The following is a 16,503-nucleotide window of genomic DNA, read 5'->3' as shown; positions in this document are numbered from 1 at the left end:
CAGGCTACAGGCTCACCAGTTCCACCCGGTCCAGCGGCCTTCCCAGGAAGCGCTCGCCGACCTCCTGGAACCGGTGGGGCACGTCCGTCACGTGGAACACGTGGCTGGGCGGCTCGCCCGAGGTGTTCTCCATATCCATCTCCCGCAGCAGCGCCTCGGCGCGCAGGGAGATGGCCTCGGCCGAGTCCACAAGCTGCACCCCCGGCCCCATCACGGACTGGAGCATGGGCTTGAGCAGCGGGTAATGCGTGCACCCCAGCACCAGCGTGTCGATGTTCTGCGCCAGCAGCGGCGTGAGGTATTCGAACGCCGTGAGCCGGGTGACGGGGTGCTCGGTCCAGCCTTCCTCAACCAGGGGCACGAACAGCGGACAGGCCTGGGTGGTGATGAACATGCCGTCGTGCTCGTAGCGCTGGATGGCCTGCAGGTAGGCCCCGCTGGAGGTGGTGGAGGGCGTGGCGATGATCCCGATGCGATGGTTGCGGGTGTGGGCCACGGCGGTGCGCGCCCCCGCGTCGATGACCTCCAGCACGGGTACCCCGGAGAGCGCCCGGACGGCGTCGTAGGCTACCGCGGCCATGGTGTTGCAGGCGATGATCAGCATCTTCACCCGCTTCTCCAGCAGAAACTTGGCGATTTCCACTGCGTAGCGCGAAATGATGTCCTTGGATTTCACGCCGTAGGGCACGCGGGCGGTGTCTCCGAAATAGAGCACGCTTTCGCGCGGCAGGCGCTCCATCACGGCGCGGGCCACGGTGAGGCCCCCCACGCCGGAGTCGAAGATGCCGATGGGTGAGGATGAATTCTTGTTCATTCGCTGGTTTTTTCCGGAAGAATAGGGCAAAGCCACGTGCAAACGCGCTTCGACGCAAGGGCGATACACACTATCCCCCTGGCTGACAAGGCGGTCCTGGCGGACGGTCAGTCAGATTGACAATTCACCGCCTGGGATTTAACTTTGGTACGCTTCCGACAACCATGACTTCATTGAGGTCCGCCATGCCGATACGCACGGACATCCGTCACCGCCTGGCCCGCATCGTCCGGGCCTGCGTTTACTCCCTGCCGGTTCTGCTGTGGGTTTGCCTTGCTGCTCCCGCTCCGTCCCCGGCGCAGGACGCCTCCTCCGCAGTGATCGCCGCCAACGATGTGAACACCCTGCTGGTCATCGCGCGCGACAGCCTGAACAGCGGGCAGTACTCAAACTCCCTCATCGCCAGCAACAAGGCCCTGCGCCTGAGCAACAACGAAAACGCCGACGCGTTCCTGCTGCGCGCCATGGCCGAATTCTATCTGGGCTCCTACAGCCAGGCCAGGTCGGACGCGCGCCGCGCTGGCGAGCTCTATCGCAATTCCACCCTCTGCGACCAGTACCTCATCAACAACACCTTGCAGGACGCACTGGGCAACACCACGAACAACTATTACTACAACGACGGCCTCATCTCGCCCTACCTGTACTCCTCGCTGGCCCTCGGCTCGTCGTTCCTTGTTCCCGGGACGACCACCGCCACCAGCACCACCGGCACCACCACCGGCACAACTGGCACAACCACCGGGACCACCACGTCCAGCAGCTCCCTAACCGGCACGACGACCACAGGCACCACGTCTACCTCGAGCAGCAGCTCCTCCGGCACCGTGTCCGCGTTCGGGTCCTCCGGGAGCTCCATCAAGCTGCCCGTGTCCGAAAACCTCGACCAGAAGGAAGCCGCTGAAAACGCCGCCAAGCAGCAGCAGAACCAGATGATCGCCCAGACCATCCTGCCGCTGGCCACCTGCACCGCGCTCCAGCAGGGCAACAAATCCAAGATCCTTCCTTCCTGGCTGGAGCAGGGCCTGACCAACCTGCACACCGCCCAGTTCACCGCGGCCGACGCCACCTTCTCCCAGGCTCTCACGCTGGACGCCCTGAACGTGGTCGGCCAGGCGGGCCTGGGGCTGGCCTATGCGGGCCAGGGCGGCTCCTCGCTGGCGCTCTCGCAGCTCAACGGGGCCGTGGCCCAGTCCCCCGGGTCCGACTTCGCGCTCACTTCCCGCGGCATTTATTGGCTGCAGATCCTCAATTACCAGAACGCATTGAACGACCTGAACCAGGCTCTGGGCATCGCGCCGGGCAACGCCGACATCGTGGGCAACATTTCCCTGACCTACTACGCCCAGTGGAAAATCCAGACCGGTACGGCCTCGCCAACCAACCCCGGCAACCAGCAGCTCCTGCAGAACGCGCTGGCCCAGGCCACCAAGGCCATCAACCTTTCGCCCGAGTACGCCGGGCTCTACACCCTGCGCGCCGCCATCGAGTCGGACATGGCCGCCACCACCACCGACCTCGGGCTCCAGAGCAGCCTGAACACCGACGCCGCCAACGACCGCGCCAAGGCCGCCAGCCTGCAGGCGGTGGCGGGCAACGCAGTCGTCAACTCCACAACCCTGGCGACCACCACGACCACGACAACGACCACAACGACCACCGGGCAGACGACCAGCACGGTTTCGCCCACTATCGGTTTCGCCCCGGTGCAGACGGCGCTCGGATCGCAGTGGCCCTTCTTCCTGAGCCTGCCCCTGAGCTACGCGCCCCTGTGAACCAGGCGCGCGCGGCGCTGGCCGCCCGACTTCAGGGTGTTTCCGCGGTACGGCCCCCTGATTCCGGGCGTTTGGAGCGGAGCACGCGTTGACATCACAGCGTCCGTGAGACAAAACATATCAAAAAAGGTCCACGTGTTGCACACCATACACCACCCGCTCCGCCAGGCCGTCCCCTCCGATGCCGCTCAACGCCATGCCGTCCGACGTCTTCTGCGGCCCCTGCTGCTGGCCTTTCTGGGCCTTGCGCTGCTGGGCGGCTGCAACCAGACTGTCAAGCAGCCTCCCGCCACCCGCGAGGCGGACGCCATGCGCATGGACGACCCTGAGAAGGTCGTCCAGCAAATGACCATGCACCTGAGCGGCTCGCAACAGTCCGCCGCCGATTACCAGTTGCGCGGGCAGGCCTATTTCCAGCTCTACCAGTACGACCTGGCCTACAAGGACTTCGAGCAGGTGACGCAGAGAAACTCCCGCTCCGCCACGGCCTGGTTCAACCTGGGCACGGCCGCCTACAAGCTCAACAAGGCGGACCGCGCCGTCGAATACTTCACCCAGGCCCTCTCCCTGGACGGCTCCATGCTCAAGGCCTACAACAACAGGGGCCTGGCTTATCTCAGCCTGGGCCAGAACGAGAAGGCCCTCAACGACTTCAACATGGCCCTGCGCCTGAGCGAAAACCGCAACTTCGAGGGCCTGTTCAACAGGGCCATCGCCTATCAGCGCCTGAAGGACTTCGACCGGGCCCTGGCGGATTACGACAAGCTGCTCTCCCTCCAGGTGGATTTCGCCCCGGCCCTGGCCAACAAGGCCGAAATCTACTGGACCATCAAGCGCTTCCCCGATGCGCGCAAAGCCCTCGACGCCGCCGTGAAGGCCTCCCCGCGCGATCCCGACCTCTACTACAACAGGGCCATCATCCTCGAGCAGCTCAACGACGTGCAAGGCGCCCTGCAGGACTACGCGCAGGCCCTGTACTTGAAGTCCAACTTCGCCGAGGCATACTACAACCGGGGCTTGCTGCTGATGCGCACCAACAACCCGAACAAGGGCTGCGAGGACTTGAGCGTCGCCTGCATGCTCGGCCTGTGCGAACGGTATGACGAGTCCAAGAAACTGGGTCTCTGCAATTGAGGCTGCCTGGCGTCGCTGACAATCGCATGTGGAGCCAGGCCGTGAGGCCCCGCCGGGCGTCAGCCGGGCGGCCCGCCCGCAGGAGGCCGTGATGTCGGAGTTCTCCCTCAAGGCCGTGAGCTACGCGCTCACCGCGCTGCTTTGCGCCATCTCGGCCATGATCGTGGCCAAGGGGCTCTTCACTTCGCCCACGCTTCCCGCGGGCAAGGCGGGCATCGAGTCTCCGGCCCCGGCCGGCCAGGGCGGCCCCGGTGCCGCCAAGGGAGACCTTTCCGGCGGCGGGGACGTGGAGGCCATCGTCAGCCGAAACCTCTTCAGCGCAGTCCGCAAGGAGGCCGTCGAAGCCCCCAGCGATGACGCCGCCCTGCCCGACTCCTCCGTGGCCTACGACCTCATCGGCACCGCGGTGCACACCGACCCGCAGTGGAGCATGGCCTTCCTGGTGGACAAGTCCTCCAGGGCGCCCAAGAACGTCTCCGTGGGCCAGGCCCTGGGTGAGGCGGTGGTGCTCTCCATCGAGGACGACCACATGGTCCTGCTGCGCCAGGGGCAGCAGGAAGTCCTCAAGAAAAAACCGTAAGACGGCGACACCATGCCAGTATTCGAATACGTGGCCATCGACGCCCTGGGCAAGAACTGCAAGGGCATCCTCGCGGCGGACAGCGCCGCCTCCGCCCGGCATGCACTGTTGCAGCGCAAGCTCTTCGTCAAGAGCCTGAGCGCCGCCCAGGCCGACGCCGTGGTGGAGAAAACCCCGACCCGTTCGGGCTGGCAGATGCCCGTGCTTTTCTCCGGCGTGACGCGCCAGCAGCTCACGGGGGCCACGCAGGTCCTGGCCACGCTGCTGGAGGCGGGCCTGCCGCTGGACAAGGCCCTTTCCGGTCTTATCGAAAACATGCCGACGGCGCCCGCGCAGCGCGTGTTCTCCCACATTCTGGAGCGCGTGAAGGAAGGCTGGGAGCTCTCGGCGGCCCTGGCCGAGCATCCGCGCGTCTTCCCGGACACGTACATCCACATGGTCCGGGCGGGCGAATCCTCGGGCACGCTGCAGATCGTCATGTCCAACCTCTCCACGTACCTGGAGCGGCAGTACGCCCTGAAGCGCAAGCTCCAGGCGGCCATGATGTACCCATGCTTCATCCTGGTCTTCGGGGCGCTGGTCATCTCAATTCTGCTGCTCTACGTGATTCCCGAGGTGACGCGCATCTTCATCGACCTCAAGCGCGACCTGCCGGTGCCCACGGTGATCCTGATAGCGGTGACGGATTTCATGCGCTCCTACTGGCCGCTGATGCTGGGCGGCCTTGTGGGCCTGTTCCTGGCCATGCTCAGGGTGATGCGCATCCCGGCGGTGCGCCGCGTGCTGGACCGCATCATCCTCCACCTGCCGGTGATCGGCCCCATCGTGCACGAGGCGGCCATGGCCCGCCTGACGCGCTCGCTGGGCACCTGCCTCAAGCAGGGCGTGACCCTGCTGGACGCCGTGGACATCGGCGCGGCCGTGGCGGGCAACACCGTGTTCACCGAGGCCATGGCCGCAGTCCGCGAGAAGGCCCAGCAGGGTGCGGGCATCACGGAACCCATGCGGGCCACGGGCGTGTTCTCGCCCATCGTGCTCCAGTTGGCCTCAGCGGGCGAACAGAGCGGCCAGTTGGACACCATGCTGCTCACCGTGGCCAGGATGCTGGAGGCCGAAGTGGAGAACCGCGTCACCGCCGCCAGCTCCGTGGTGGAGCCCGCCCTGATTCTGGCCATGGGCGCGGTGGTGGCCTTCATGGTGGTGGCCGTCATGCTTCCGATTTTCGAAATGAGCAGCCTCATTGGCTGAGCTCCCAATCGCCAAAGGAGTATCCATGCATCCCAACCCGACCAGCAACCGCTTCGCGGCGCGTTTCCGCCGTTCCCAGTCCGGCTTCACGCTCATCGAAATGATGGTCGTCATCGTCATCCTCGGCGTCCTCGCCGGGCTGGTGGTGCCGCGCTTCATCGACCAGCCGGACAAGGCCAAGGTGGTCAAGACCAAGGCCCAGATCGAGAGCCTCTCCATGGCCATCAAACAGTACAAGCTCGACAACGGGGTCTACCCCACCACCGAGCAGGGCCTGAAGGCCCTCAAGGAGAAGCCCACAATGGGCCGCGTGCCCCAGAACTATCCGCCGCGCGGCTACCTGGACGGCCCCCTGCCCAAGGACCCCTGGAACAACGAGTTCATCTACATCTCCCCCGGCGAGCACAACGACTTCGAGATCGTGAGCCTCGGAGCGGACGGCCAGCCGGGCGGCGAAGGCCCCAACGCGGACATCAAGAGCTGGGAAATCAACTAGCCCCGGCCGCCAGCATGCGCCTCAACCCGCCTCACGGCAGGACCGGCCTCCCGGCCCCGGACGCGCCCCGGCAGGCGCGCCCGGGGGGCCAGGCGGGGTTCACCCTCCTGGAGCTGGCCTTCGTGATGCTCATCATGGGCCTGGCCGTGGGCCTGGCCCTGCCCGCCATCAACGCGGTCATGGGCAGCGAGAGCGACAGGTCCACCGTGCGCCGCATCACCGGGCTGGTCCACAGGGGCATGACCGACGCCATCCTCTCCGGCGAGGCCTGGCAGCTCACCATCGACCCGGGCAAGTCCCTGGCGGTGATGGTCAAGAGGGGCGCGCCGATGAAGAGCAGCATCAAGGCCGAGCGCCTGCCCCTGCCCGCAGCTTTCCGCCCAGAAGCATGGCTGACGCCCGTGGGCCAGTCCAAGGAGGAAGGCAAGCCGTTGCGGATCGACGTGTACCCCGTGGGGCTGGTGGAGCCCTTCCTGCTCGTGTTCCCGGAGAAGTCCGAGGCGGGCGGCAAGAAGGTCGCCGTGATGGAGGCCGTGGGCTCCTCCCTGCGGTTCGGCACGCGCAGCGAATCGCAGGAGCTGGAGGCCTTCCGCAAGCGCTACCGCCCGCTCCTGACCCCCTGGGCCAGTGTCACCAGCTCCGACACCAAGGACCAAAAGGACCAGTAGGCCATGGCCCCATCCTCCGGTTCCCGCCAGTCCGGCCTGACCATCATCGAATCCCTGGTGGCGGTGGCCATCATCTCCATCGTCATGGTCACCCTCCTGGCTTCTCTGGCCAAACTTCAGGACCAGCGCATCCGCGCGGCCCAGATCGAGCGCGCCTCCGTGCTGGCCGCGCGCATCGTGGCCGAGGCGGAACTCAAGGGCCCCGGCAACCTGCCCGGTGGCACGGGCCAGTTCCCCGAACCGGACCAGGACATGCAATGGTCGCTCGAGGTGAAGAACGGCCCCGCCGACCCGGACCTTCCCCTGCTCACCGTGAAGGTCACCTGGGGCACCGGTGAGATCAACCAGGTCACCCTCAGCAGGCTGCTGGTGCGCCCGTGACGAGGCGATGCGCCCAGGCCGGCTTCACCCTGGTGGAGGTCATGATAGCCCTGCTGATTACGGGCATGATCTTCATGGGCAGCTACGCCGTTCTCTCCCGCGTCACGGACACCGCCGCCGACGTGGAGGAGCGGCTGCAACTGAGCCAACAGCTCAGGATAAGCGCCTGGCTCTTCAAGAACGACCTGGGCTCCGTGCTCTACTCGGACTCCAACCGCAACGCGGCCACCACCTTCCTCTCCTTCGTGGGCGGGCGCAACAGGCCCAAGGACATGGACACCCCGTCCGACGAAGACGTGGTTATGGCCTTTGCGTCGGCCTCCAGCCTCGATTTCCGCGACAGCTTCCCCTCCATGGCCATCGTCCGGGTGGAGTACGTGCTGCGCGACGACCCGGAACACACCGGCGAATACACGCTGTGCCGGCGGGAATGGCCCTACGCAGAGATGCCCTGGCGCGCAGGGAAGGACCGCCCGGTGACCGACGTCGAGATAGTACGGCGCGTCACCGACCCCGCGATCATGTTCTTCTCCAGCACGGGCGAAGCCACCGCCACCTGGGAGAACCGCTCCCGCATGCTCTCCGGGGAGTGGCAGATTCCGGTCCAGGTACGGCTGACAGGGCAGGTGCACGGCAAGGAGAACCGGGTCTTCCCCCTGGAGCTGGTGGCAAACCTGCCGGTTCGCGCCATACCTCCTGGCCCCCTGGGGGGGCAGAAATGATGCCCGCGCGCGGCAAGGCCGCCGCCGTGCAGGCAGGTGCCGGGCAATCGGGCGCGGCCCTGATCTACGTGCTCATCCTCACGGGGCTGCTGGCCTCGCTGACGGTGCGCATCATCTCCAGCGCGGAGGCCGAGGTGTTCGGGGCCCAGGCCGCGCTCAGCCGCGTCCAGGCCAGGCTCATGGTGGAATCCGCGGTGCTCAGCGCGGGCAAGGTGCTCATGCGCGACGCCTCCCTGACCGGATCGGACTACCTCGGCGAAAGCTGGGACGTGTTTCCGGCCGGGGACAACGTCCCGGGAGCGTGGTTCTTCGGGGACAAGCTCAAGGGCCGCATCGTGGATGAGACGGGCAAACTGCCCATCAACTCCATCCACCCGGACATGAAGGGGCACCAGGTCTACCGCGAGGCCTTCCTGCGCCTGCTGCGCGGGCGGCCTTTCCTGCTGGATTCCGCCCGGGCGGAGGCCATCACCTCGGCCCTGGAGTCCTGGATGACCTCCCCCGCCAAGACCGCCGACCTGGTCCAGGCGGACGAGCCCTACCTGAACGCCGGGCTGCCCTACCGGGTGAAGGGCGGCGCGCTGGACACAGTGGCGGAGCTGCGGCTGGTGAAGGGCGTCAGCGACGAGCTGTACTACGGCCGCCCGGGTGAAGTGGGCCTCAAGGATCTGGTGACCATCTGGTCCAGCGGGCTGGTCAACGTGAACACCGCCCCCCTGCCCGTGCTGGCGGCCCTGGCCGTGGGGCTGGACCAGGACAAGGCGGAGGATTTCGCCAGAACCGTGGACACATTCAGGCGGACGCCCTCCAACCGGCCCCGGCTCGAAGGCACGGACTGGCTCGGCCCCATCGTGCAGGGCCTGGGCAAGGAGGAGGTGCAGCTGGGCATGTTCACCACGCGCAGCCTCTATTTCTCGGCGGACCTGGAATGTTCGTCCGGCTCCGTCACCTCCAGGGCCCACGCAGTGTTCAAGCGGCAGCTCAATTCGAACAGGCCGCAGCCCATCGCGCTGTTGTACCTGCAGGTACAGTAGGATACAGATAGGCCCTATGCACGTCACCGCCCTCGTCGCCCTCGTGGCCCAGGACCATATCGCCCTGCTGAAGCTCTCGCGCCATCCGCGCGGCCTGGAGTTCGGAGGCTATGCGCGGGGCGATCTGCCCGACGACGCGGGCCCGCGCGAAATAGCCCAGGCCATCCGCCAGTTGGCGCAGGCCAACGGCATGCTGCAGGAAACCCTGGCCCTGGCGCTGGACGCCTCCAGGGCGGTGTTCCGCAGGCTCTATCTGCCGTTCACGCAGCGGGCCAAGATCGGCTCGGTGCTGGGGCACCTGATGGAGTCCGGGCTGCCCGACCCGGCAGACACGCAGCTCACCGCCTTCTCGGAGACGCCCCTGCACGGCCCCGGCAAGACCGTGATCGCGGCGGCCATCGACCGCGACTTCGTTGAGGATCTCGTGGCCGCCCTCCTGGAGGAGGGCTTCGAGACCACGCTGGCCAGCCTGGACATCGCCGGGGAGGACGCGGCCCTGGCGGAGGACGCCCCGCAGGCCCACCCCCCCGGACTGACGCTGCTGCCCGCCGCGAAGCACGTGGACATCCTTCTGCGCTGCGACGGCCAGCCCCTGTTCTGGAGGCGCGTGCCAATCGAGGACTGCTCCTCCGAGGAGACGGTACGCATCCTGGCCGAGGAGATCAGGCTTGGCGCCTTGACCGTGGTCGCCACCGGCTACGACTCTGTGGAGACGGCCGCCGTGGGCCGCCCGCACGGCGAGGAGCCCCCGGAGTGCTGTCTGAACGCCGTCAGGCTGGCGCTTGGGGGGATCGAGCCCCACAGGATAACCTTCCCCAAGGCCTTCCACGAGAACCCTGCGTTGCGCGAGCTCGGCTGTACGGCGCTGGGGCTTTACGGAGCGGCGCGCATGGCCCTGGGGCTCTGCCCCGGCCTGGATTTCCTGCATCCGGGTTCGCCCCCCGCCATCGGACGCAAGACCCTCAAGCGGATGATCGCCCTCGTGGGGGCCGCCGCCGCCGTGCTGGCGTTGAGCGCCATTCTGACCACAGTGCTGGGTCAGATGAGGAAGTCCGACGAGCTCAAGACCCTGCGGGACCAGACCAACGCCATCGTTTCGGCCGCCCTCCCCGAGGCCCCGGCCAACCTGGGCGTGGACCAGAAGCTCTCCATCATGCGCCGCATGGTCAACGAACGCCAACAGGAAGAACTTGATTTCGCCGCCGGAAAGGCCTCCGTGGCCCTGCCCGTGCTGGCGGCCCTGCACAGGAGCATCCCGCCCAACCTGGGCGTCAAGCTGCTGCGCCTGTCCTTCGATGACGGCCACATCTCCATCGACGCGCAGGCCAAGGACTTCAACGCCGTGGAGGAGATCAAGCGCAAGCTCATCGCCTCCAAGGTGTTCAAGGAAGTGGACATCAAGGGTGTCAAACCCACTCAGGACAGGACTGGCGTCGAATTCCGCATGGACATGAACGTGGCCCATCGGCCCGGCGCGGCAGGTGCGCAATGAACCTCACCAGACAGCACGGACTCTACGCCGTGGGCGGATTGGCGGTCATCATCGGGCTTTGGGCTTGGGTGATCCAGCCATTTTCGGAGCGTTCCACCCGCCTGGACAGGCAGCTTGTCGAGGCAGCGCAGCAGCTCGCCCAGGCCAAGACGTTGCAGACCAGGCTTGGCAAGTCGTCTGAATACCAGCAGAAGCCGGCCCCTCCGGCGGATTTCTCACTCTTCGGCCGGGTGGACTCCCTGGCCACCACCCACGAACTCAAGGGCAACATCACCTCCATGCAGCCCAGCACCAAGCAGTTGCCGGGCAACAAGCGCGAGTCGCAACTGGATGTGAAGATGAACGGCGTGGACCTCAAGAACCTGCTGGACTTCCTCAAGGACATCGAGGACGACCCCGCGGGCGTGCGGGTGCGCAGCCTGATCCTGAACAAGACGGGTGAAGGCGCGCTCAACGCGGAAATGAACCTCGCCGTGGGCATCAGCGAATAGCCCGCGCCCCCCGAGCCTGATGGAGCCGCCCGCGGCATTTTGCTGAAAAACCCCGCGGGAAATGGCGGTTCCCCCTACCCTATGTAGCCGCCCTGTTCCAGGAACAGCAGCACCTCGTGTGCGGTCTCCGCCGCGCTCATGCTGGTGGTGTCCAGCCGCAGTTCGGGCGCGGCGGGCGTTTCGTAGGGGTCGTCTATGCCGGTGACGCCCTTGATGAGCCCCGCCCTGGCCTTGGCGTAGATGCCCTTGCGGTCGCGCTGGATGCAGACCTCGATGGGCGTGCACAGGTGCACCTCGATGAATCCACCGTACTTTTCGACCATGGCCCGGGCGTCGCGGCGGGCTTCCGCGTAGGGCGCGATGGGCGAACAGATGGCCACGCCCCTGTTCTTGGTGATCTCGCTGGCCACGTAGCCCATGCGCCGGATGTTGAGCATCCGGTGCTCGCGGGAGAACCCGAGCTCGCTGGAGAGCATCTTGCGCACGATGTCGCCGTCCAGCAGGGTTACGGGCCGCTGGCGCAGCTCCATGAGCTTCACGTGGAGGATCTTGGCCAGGGTGGACTTGCCCGCCCCGGAATACCCGGTGATGAAGATGGTGAAGCCCTGCTCGCTCCTGGGCGGAAAGGCGTGGCGCAGCTCCCGCACGACGCCCGGCGGGCAGCACCAGGTGGGTATTTCCAGCCCGAACTCCAGCCTGCGCCGCAACTCCGAGGGCTCGACGGACCTCACGCCCGCATCGTCGCTGGGCACCGAAGAGGCCGGCACGAACTGCGCGCGGCTCTCCAGATAGACCATCTCCTCCGGCGCCACGCATTCCACTCCGGTTTCCGCCGCGTGCAGGGCGACGAGCCGCTGCGCCTCCCCACCGGGGTAGAACGGGGTCTGACCGGCGGGGGCCGGATCCGCGTGGGTGTTGCGCACCAGCATGTGCGTGCAGCCGAAGTTGCCGAACACGCAGGCCTCCAGCAGGGCCTGCCTGGGTCCGGCCAGGCGTTCGCACATGGGGCTGAGGGTCAGGCGCAGCATGTCGCGGGGGAAAGCCTCGGCGAAGGCGCTCATGCAGCGAACCGAGGTGAAGTGGTCGTCCCAGCCCAGCAGGTCGCGGTTGACGGTGGAGAGCGCCAGGATGCTGCCACCGACGCGCCTGGCCGCGAGCATCAGGCTCTCCCGCAAGCCGCCGTGAAGGTCGCAGTCCAGCGTCACGCCCAGCACCCGCACCCAGCCGGAGGCGTCCGCCGAACGCAGCACGTCGGCGGGCTGGTGGCGCAGGCCGCCGAAATCAACGTGCTGGGGCAGGTGCAGCCCTTCGATCCGGCCGGAGAGGTAGGTCAGGTCCGGCCGCTCCAGAAGCCTGCGCACGCCCGGGTGCGCGGCCGGGTCGTCCGTGCCGTAGACGGCGCGGGCCTCCCGGGCCAGGTCAGGCTTCCAGGCCTCCTCGAGGTGCATCACGGCCAGCATGAAGCCTTCGCCGTCGCGCAGGGCCAGGCTGTCGCCGGGCTTGAATTTCGCCGCCTGCCCGCTCTCCGCCTCCAGGCAGACGGGCATGGGCCAGAAGCGCCCGTCGGCCAGGCGCATACCGTCCAGCACGCTCTCGTAATCCGCTTTGGAGAGAAAGCCCTCCAATGGTGCATAGGCCCCGCTCAGGATCATTTCCAGGTCGCCGAGGGCCTGGACGGAAAGGGAGACGGACGGGAAGCCCACGGATAGGGTTTTGAGCTCCTTGGCCCGTTCGGGCGAGGCCATGAGGCACGGCAGGTTCATCTTGTTACGCCTTCTGTCGATGTTCATGCCTGGTCGGCTCCGGAAATTGGTTGCGGACGAACGCGGGATTCCGCTCAATCCTGGATGTTCCCGGCCCTGTCCTCCACGGTGCGCTTGACCTCCACCACCTCGTGCAGCCTGCGCAACTGGTCGATGGTGCGGTACAGGTGGGAGGAGTCTTTGACCTCCACGGTCAGGGATATCTCCGTGCGGCCGTCCACCATGGAGGTGAAGGAGCCGGCGTCGATGTTCACGCCCTGTTCGGTGAGTATGGCGGTTATCTTGGCCAGCACGCCCTTCTTGTTGTGGGCCAGGATGACGATCTTGGCCGGATAGGGCTTCTCTTCGTGGCCCTCCCAGGAGACCTGCATCAGGCGCTCCGGCTCCAGACGCATGAGGTTCGGGCAATCGTGGGTGTGCACGATGACTCCCCTGCCCCGGCTGATGTAGCCGACAACAGGATCGCCGGGCAGGGGGTTGCAGCAGCCCGCGAAGCTTACCAGCAGGTTGTCCACGCCCTTGATCTTGATGGACTCGCCCCCGCCCTTGGCCTTGGCGGCCTCCTGGGCGGCGTGCTCCTCGGCGGCTTCGGGCTTGGCCGTGGCGTCCGGTTTGGGCAGGAAGGCGCGCAACACCTTGCGCGGCGTGAGCTTTGCGTAGCCGATGGCCACGAACAGCTCCTCCACGCTGGGGAAGTTGTATTCGGCGCAGATGGGGGCGAAGCCGTTCTCCTTGAGCACCTTCTGCACGTTCACGCCCATCTTGCGCCCGTCCTTCTCCAGAAGCTCCTTGCCCAGGGAGATGGCCTCGGAGCGCTCCTGGGTCTTGACCCAGTGCTTGATGCGGGTGCGGGCCTTGGCGGTCTTGACGAACTTGAGCCAGTCCTTGCTGGGGTGGCGGTGCTTGTCGGTGATGATCTCCACGGTGTCGCCGTTGTGCAGCGTGGAGGAAAGGGGGACCAGCTTGCCGTTGACCTTGGCCCCGGTGCAGTGGCTGCCCACCTCGGTGTGGATGGCGTAGGCGAAGTCCACTGGGGTGGCGCCCTCGGGCATCTCCTTGACCTCGCCCTTGGGCGTGAAAACGTAGACCTCCTCCTGGAAGAGGTCATAGCGCAGGGAGTGCATGAACTCCTTGGAGTCCGTGGCCTCGCGCTGCCAGTCCATGATCTGGCGCAGCCAGGTGAAGCGCTCGGCGTCCTTGGCGGCCATCTTGCCCGCCTTGCTGCGCTCCTTGTAGGCCCAGTGGGCGGCCACGCCGTATTCGGCCAGCTGGTTCATCTCCTCGGTGCGGATCTGTATCTCGATGCGCTCGCCGTCCGGCCCGATCACGGTGGTGTGCAGGCTCTGGTACATGTTGGCCTTGGGCATGGAGATGTAGTCCTTGAAGCGGCCGTGCACCGGCTTCCACAGGGAGTGCACCAGGCCCAGGGCGGCGTAGCAGTCCTTGAGGCTGGCCACGATGATGCGGAAGGCCACGATGTCGTGCACCTGCTCCAGGTCGAGCCCCTGGGCCTTCATCTTGTTGTGGATGGACCAGAGATGCTTCTTGCGGCCGTGCACGCGGGCCTTGATGGCGTTCTCGTCCATGAGCGTGTTGATGATGGCTATGACCTTGGCGATGTACTCGTCGTTGAGCACCTCGTGCTGGAAGACGCCCTGGTAGAGCTGGTCGTAGACGTCGGGCTTGAGGTACTTGAACGAGAGATCCTCAAGTTCCACTTTAAGCCTGTGCAGGCCCAGCCTGTTGGCCAGCGGGGCGTAGATGTCCATGGTCTCCTGGCTGATGAGCTGCTGCTTCATGAGCTTCTGGAAGTCCAGGGTGCGCATGTTGTGCAGCCTGTCCGCCAGCTTGACCAGGATGACCCGGATGTCTTCGGCCATGGCCAGGACCATCTTGCGGATGTTCTCGGCCTGGGCCTCCTCCTTGCTCTCGAAGGTCATCAGGCTGATCTTGGTGACACCGTCAACGATGTCGGCCACTTCCTCGCCGAACTGCTCCTCGATCTCGTCGATGGTGGCTATCGTGTCCTCCACGGTGTCGTGGAGCAGTCCCGCGGCCACGCTGGGGGCGTCCAGGCGCATCTCCGCCAGGATGTTGGCCACCTCCAGGGGGTGCGAGAGATAGGGTTCGCCGGAGAGACGCACCTGACCGGCGTGTGCCGTGGCCGAATACACGTAGGCCTTGGTGATGAGGTCCTGGTCGGCCTGGGACATGTACGGCGCGACCTTGTCCATGATTTCGTTGATGCGGATCATTGCGAGTATGCCACGCCTTGTTGTGCGGTGGGTATCCACCAGCGGATGAAGTTCCAGGTAATGCCCGCCGGGGCGGGCTCCACGCCGTGCACCCGCGCGGAGATGATGGGCAGCGCGTAGGGAGTGTACAGGAAGCAGTAGGGTTGATCCTCGTGGAGGATCTCCTGGAAGCGGTCGTACACGGGCTTGCGCAGGGCCGGGTCGATCATGTTGCGGCCTTCCTCCAGCAGGGAGTCGGCCTCCGGGTTGGAATAGCCCACGAAGTTGAGCCCGGGCTTGGCCGTCTTGGAGGAGTGCCAGACGTCGAAGGCGTCCGGGTCCTGCGGGATGGACCAGCCCAGAAGCACCGCCTCGAAGCGGCGCTGGTCCACGAACTCCTTGATGAAGGTGGCCCACTCGATGGTACGCACCTTCACCTGGATGCCGATGCGCGCCAGTTGGTTCTGGATGATGGCGCTTGCCTTGATGCGCTGCTCGTTGCCCTGGTTGGTGAAGATGGCGAAGGCGAAGGGGCGGCCATCCTTCATCAGCGGCCCTGTGGGGCTCTCGCGCTTCCAGCCCAGTTGGGCCAGCATCATGAGCGCCTGGCCGGGATCGTAGGGGTAGTCCTTGATGTCGTGGTCATAGGCCCAGGAGTCGGGCTTGAAGTGACCGATGGTGGGCTCGCCCAGGCCCATGAGCGCGCCCTTGATGATCTCGCGCTTGTCGATGGCGTGGGCCAGGGCCTGGCGCACCGCCTTGTCGCGGAACAAGGGGTGGGCGAGGTTGTAGCCCAGGTAGGTGTAGGCAGAGGCCAGGTAGCGGTACTTGCGCCAGCCCGCCTCCCACTTGGGGCCGCCCGTCTGGAACAGGTACTGGGGCGGGGTGAGGTCGATGGTGTCCAGGTTGCCGGCCTTGAGCTCCAGGAACTGGGTGGTCTGGTCAGGCACGGAGCGGTAGACCACTTCCTTGATATAGGGCGGCCCCTCGAAATAGTCGGGGTTGGCCTCCAGCACCACGCGCTGGTTCTCCACCCACTGTTTGAGGATGTACGGCCCGGCCCCCACGGGGTTGCGCGCGAACTTGGTGTTGGAGAGATCCTCGCCGGCCAGCAGGTGCTTGGGCAGGATGTCCGAGGCCCAGGTGGAGACGGCCCTGGCGAAGGGCTTCTCGTAGAAGACCTCGAAGGTGTAGCGCCCGGTGAGCCTGAACTCCTTGATGGCCAGGAAGTCCCCTGCGTAGGCCGTAGGGGTGTTGGGGTCCACCATGAGCTTGTAGGTGAACTCCACGTCCTCGGCGGTCAGGGGCTGGCCGTCGGTCCAGCGGATGTTCTCGCGCAGCTTGAAGCGGAAATGCCTGCCCCCGTCGAGCACCTCGAAGGATTCCGCGGCGTAGGGCTCTATGTGGATGTTCTTGTCGTAGCGCAGCGGCGAAACGTAGAGCAGCGAGGAGACCGCGTGGGAGGACGAGTCCGTCGCCAGGGGCGGAATCAGGTTGGTTGGTTCGCCGATGGTGGCCATCACGATGCGTCCCCCGGGGGTCGGAACCTCGCTTTCCTGCCCTGATATCCCCTGCTGGGCCCATGCCGGGGCCGCCAGTGAGGCGACAAAGGCCAATATCAGCGCGCGGATGCGCCCCCGTGGGCCCAAAAACCCACCCGTGAGGGAGAAA

The 16,503-nt window shown here is 66.1% G+C and carries 15 protein-coding genes; 11 read left to right on the top strand and 4 right to left on the bottom strand.

All coding sequences use genetic code 11. From position 1 onward, the window contains the following. Positions 1-4: 4 nt before the first annotated feature. Positions 5-814, bottom strand: coding sequence for a glutamate racemase (murI, locus tag MLE27_RS07815; RefSeq protein ID WP_243311506.1), 810 nt, complete (start codon positions 812-814; stop codon positions 5-7). 185 nt (positions 815-999) lie between these two features. Here murI and MLE27_RS07810 point away from each other — a divergent pair, with 185 nt between their 5' ends. From MLE27_RS07810 to gspM, 11 genes are all read left to right on the top strand, one after another. Then, on the top strand, positions 1,000-2,589 hold the full coding sequence (locus MLE27_RS07810) for a tetratricopeptide repeat protein (RefSeq protein ID WP_243311505.1): 1,590 nt from the start codon (positions 1,000-1,002) through the stop codon (positions 2,587-2,589). Positions 2,590-2,724: 135 nt separating this feature from the next. Further along, entirely contained in the window at positions 2,725-3,723 is a 999-nt protein-coding gene (locus tag MLE27_RS07805) for a tetratricopeptide repeat protein (RefSeq protein ID WP_243311504.1), read from the top strand. A 91-nt stretch (positions 3,724-3,814) separates the two neighbouring features. Next, on the top strand, positions 3,815-4,303 hold the full coding sequence (locus tag MLE27_RS07800; RefSeq protein ID WP_243311503.1) for a type II secretion system protein N: 489 nt from the start codon (positions 3,815-3,817) through the stop codon (positions 4,301-4,303). 12 nt (positions 4,304-4,315) lie between these two features. Further along, positions 4,316-5,551, top strand: a complete 1,236-nt coding sequence (locus MLE27_RS07795) for a type II secretion system F family protein (protein ID WP_243311502.1) — start codon at positions 4,316-4,318, stop codon at positions 5,549-5,551. Between the two features lie 25 nt (positions 5,552-5,576). Beyond that, on the top strand, positions 5,577-6,047 hold the full coding sequence (gene gspG, locus MLE27_RS07790) for a type II secretion system major pseudopilin GspG (protein WP_243311501.1): 471 nt from the start codon (positions 5,577-5,579) through the stop codon (positions 6,045-6,047). 14 nt (positions 6,048-6,061) lie between these two features. Continuing rightward, positions 6,062-6,715, top strand: coding sequence for a pilus assembly FimT family protein (locus MLE27_RS07785; RefSeq protein WP_243311500.1), 654 nt, complete (start codon positions 6,062-6,064; stop codon positions 6,713-6,715). A gap of 3 nt (positions 6,716-6,718) precedes the next feature. After that, positions 6,719-7,096, top strand: coding sequence for a type II secretion system protein (locus tag MLE27_RS07780; protein ID WP_243311499.1), 378 nt, complete (start codon positions 6,719-6,721; stop codon positions 7,094-7,096). Next, the gene (locus MLE27_RS07775; RefSeq protein WP_243311498.1) at positions 7,093-7,818 is read left to right on the top strand and encodes a prepilin-type N-terminal cleavage/methylation domain-containing protein; all 726 of its coding nucleotides are present in this window, start codon (positions 7,093-7,095) and stop codon (positions 7,816-7,818) included. Before MLE27_RS07780 ends, MLE27_RS07775 begins: the two co-directional genes overlap by 4 nt. After that, positions 7,815-8,852, top strand: a complete 1,038-nt coding sequence (locus tag MLE27_RS07770; RefSeq protein WP_243311497.1) for a type II secretion system minor pseudopilin — start codon at positions 7,815-7,817, stop codon at positions 8,850-8,852. Before MLE27_RS07775 ends, MLE27_RS07770 begins: the two co-directional genes overlap by 4 nt. 16 nt (positions 8,853-8,868) lie before the next feature. Beyond that, positions 8,869-10,344, top strand: a complete 1,476-nt coding sequence (locus MLE27_RS07765) for a PilN domain-containing protein (protein WP_243311496.1) — start codon at positions 8,869-8,871, stop codon at positions 10,342-10,344. After that, on the top strand, positions 10,341-10,835 hold the full coding sequence (gspM, locus tag MLE27_RS07760) for a type II secretion system protein GspM (protein WP_243311495.1): 495 nt from the start codon (positions 10,341-10,343) through the stop codon (positions 10,833-10,835). Before MLE27_RS07765 ends, gspM begins: the two co-directional genes overlap by 4 nt. Positions 10,836-10,909: 74 nt before the next feature. On the opposite strand, the gene MLE27_RS07755 is transcribed toward gspM, so the two are convergent. The 3 genes from MLE27_RS07755 to MLE27_RS07745 are packed head-to-tail and all read right to left on the bottom strand — an operon-like array spanning position 10,910 to position 16,352. Next, the gene (locus tag MLE27_RS07755) at positions 10,910-12,625 is read right to left on the bottom strand and encodes a bifunctional sulfate adenylyltransferase/adenylylsulfate kinase (protein WP_243311494.1); all 1,716 of its coding nucleotides are present in this window, start codon (positions 12,623-12,625) and stop codon (positions 10,910-10,912) included. 47 nt (positions 12,626-12,672) lie between these two features. Then, complete coding sequence (locus MLE27_RS07750) at positions 12,673-14,853, bottom strand: RelA/SpoT family protein (RefSeq protein ID WP_243311493.1); 2,181 nt, start codon at positions 14,851-14,853, stop codon at positions 12,673-12,675. Beyond that, complete coding sequence (locus tag MLE27_RS07745; RefSeq protein WP_341482514.1) at positions 14,850-16,352, bottom strand: peptide-binding protein; 1,503 nt, start codon at positions 16,350-16,352, stop codon at positions 14,850-14,852. The genes MLE27_RS07750 and MLE27_RS07745 overlap by 4 nt, the downstream gene beginning before the upstream one ends. Positions 16,353-16,503: the final 151 nt, after the last annotated feature.

This window comes from Fundidesulfovibrio agrisoli (assembly GCF_022808715.1).
Classification (GTDB): Bacteria; Desulfobacterota; Desulfovibrionia; order Desulfovibrionales; family Desulfovibrionaceae; genus Fundidesulfovibrio; species Fundidesulfovibrio agrisoli.
The sequence above is the reverse complement of the archived record's forward strand: the minus strand, read 5'-3'. Positions and strand labels throughout refer to the sequence as shown.

Coding starts and splice junctions, on each gene's coding strand:
- MLE27_RS07755 (WP_243311494.1), bottom strand. CDS start 12,625: ATGAACATCGACAGAAGGCGTAACAAGATGAACCTGCCGTGCCTCATG.
- gspG (WP_243311501.1), top strand. CDS start 5,577: ATGCATCCCAACCCGACCAGCAACCGCTTCGCGGCGCGTTTCCGCCGT.
- MLE27_RS07745 (WP_341482514.1), bottom strand. CDS start 16,352: ATGGCCACCATCGGCGAACCAACCAACCTGATTCCGCCCCTGGCGACG.
- MLE27_RS07780 (WP_243311499.1), top strand. CDS start 6,719: ATGGCCCCATCCTCCGGTTCCCGCCAGTCCGGCCTGACCATCATCGAA.
- MLE27_RS07795 (WP_243311502.1), top strand. CDS start 4,316: ATGCCAGTATTCGAATACGTGGCCATCGACGCCCTGGGCAAGAACTGC.
- gspM (WP_243311495.1), top strand. CDS start 10,341: ATGAACCTCACCAGACAGCACGGACTCTACGCCGTGGGCGGATTGGCG.
- MLE27_RS07750 (WP_243311493.1), bottom strand. CDS start 14,853: ATGATCCGCATCAACGAAATCATGGACAAGGTCGCGCCGTACATGTCC.
- murI (WP_243311506.1), bottom strand. CDS start 814: ATGAACAAGAATTCATCCTCACCCATCGGCATCTTCGACTCCGGCGTG.
- MLE27_RS07800 (WP_243311503.1), top strand. CDS start 3,815: ATGTCGGAGTTCTCCCTCAAGGCCGTGAGCTACGCGCTCACCGCGCTG.
- MLE27_RS07770 (WP_243311497.1), top strand. CDS start 7,815: ATGATGCCCGCGCGCGGCAAGGCCGCCGCCGTGCAGGCAGGTGCCGGG.
- MLE27_RS07785 (WP_243311500.1), top strand. CDS start 6,062: ATGCGCCTCAACCCGCCTCACGGCAGGACCGGCCTCCCGGCCCCGGAC.
- MLE27_RS07810 (WP_243311505.1), top strand. CDS start 1,000: ATGCCGATACGCACGGACATCCGTCACCGCCTGGCCCGCATCGTCCGG.
- MLE27_RS07765 (WP_243311496.1), top strand. CDS start 8,869: ATGCACGTCACCGCCCTCGTCGCCCTCGTGGCCCAGGACCATATCGCC.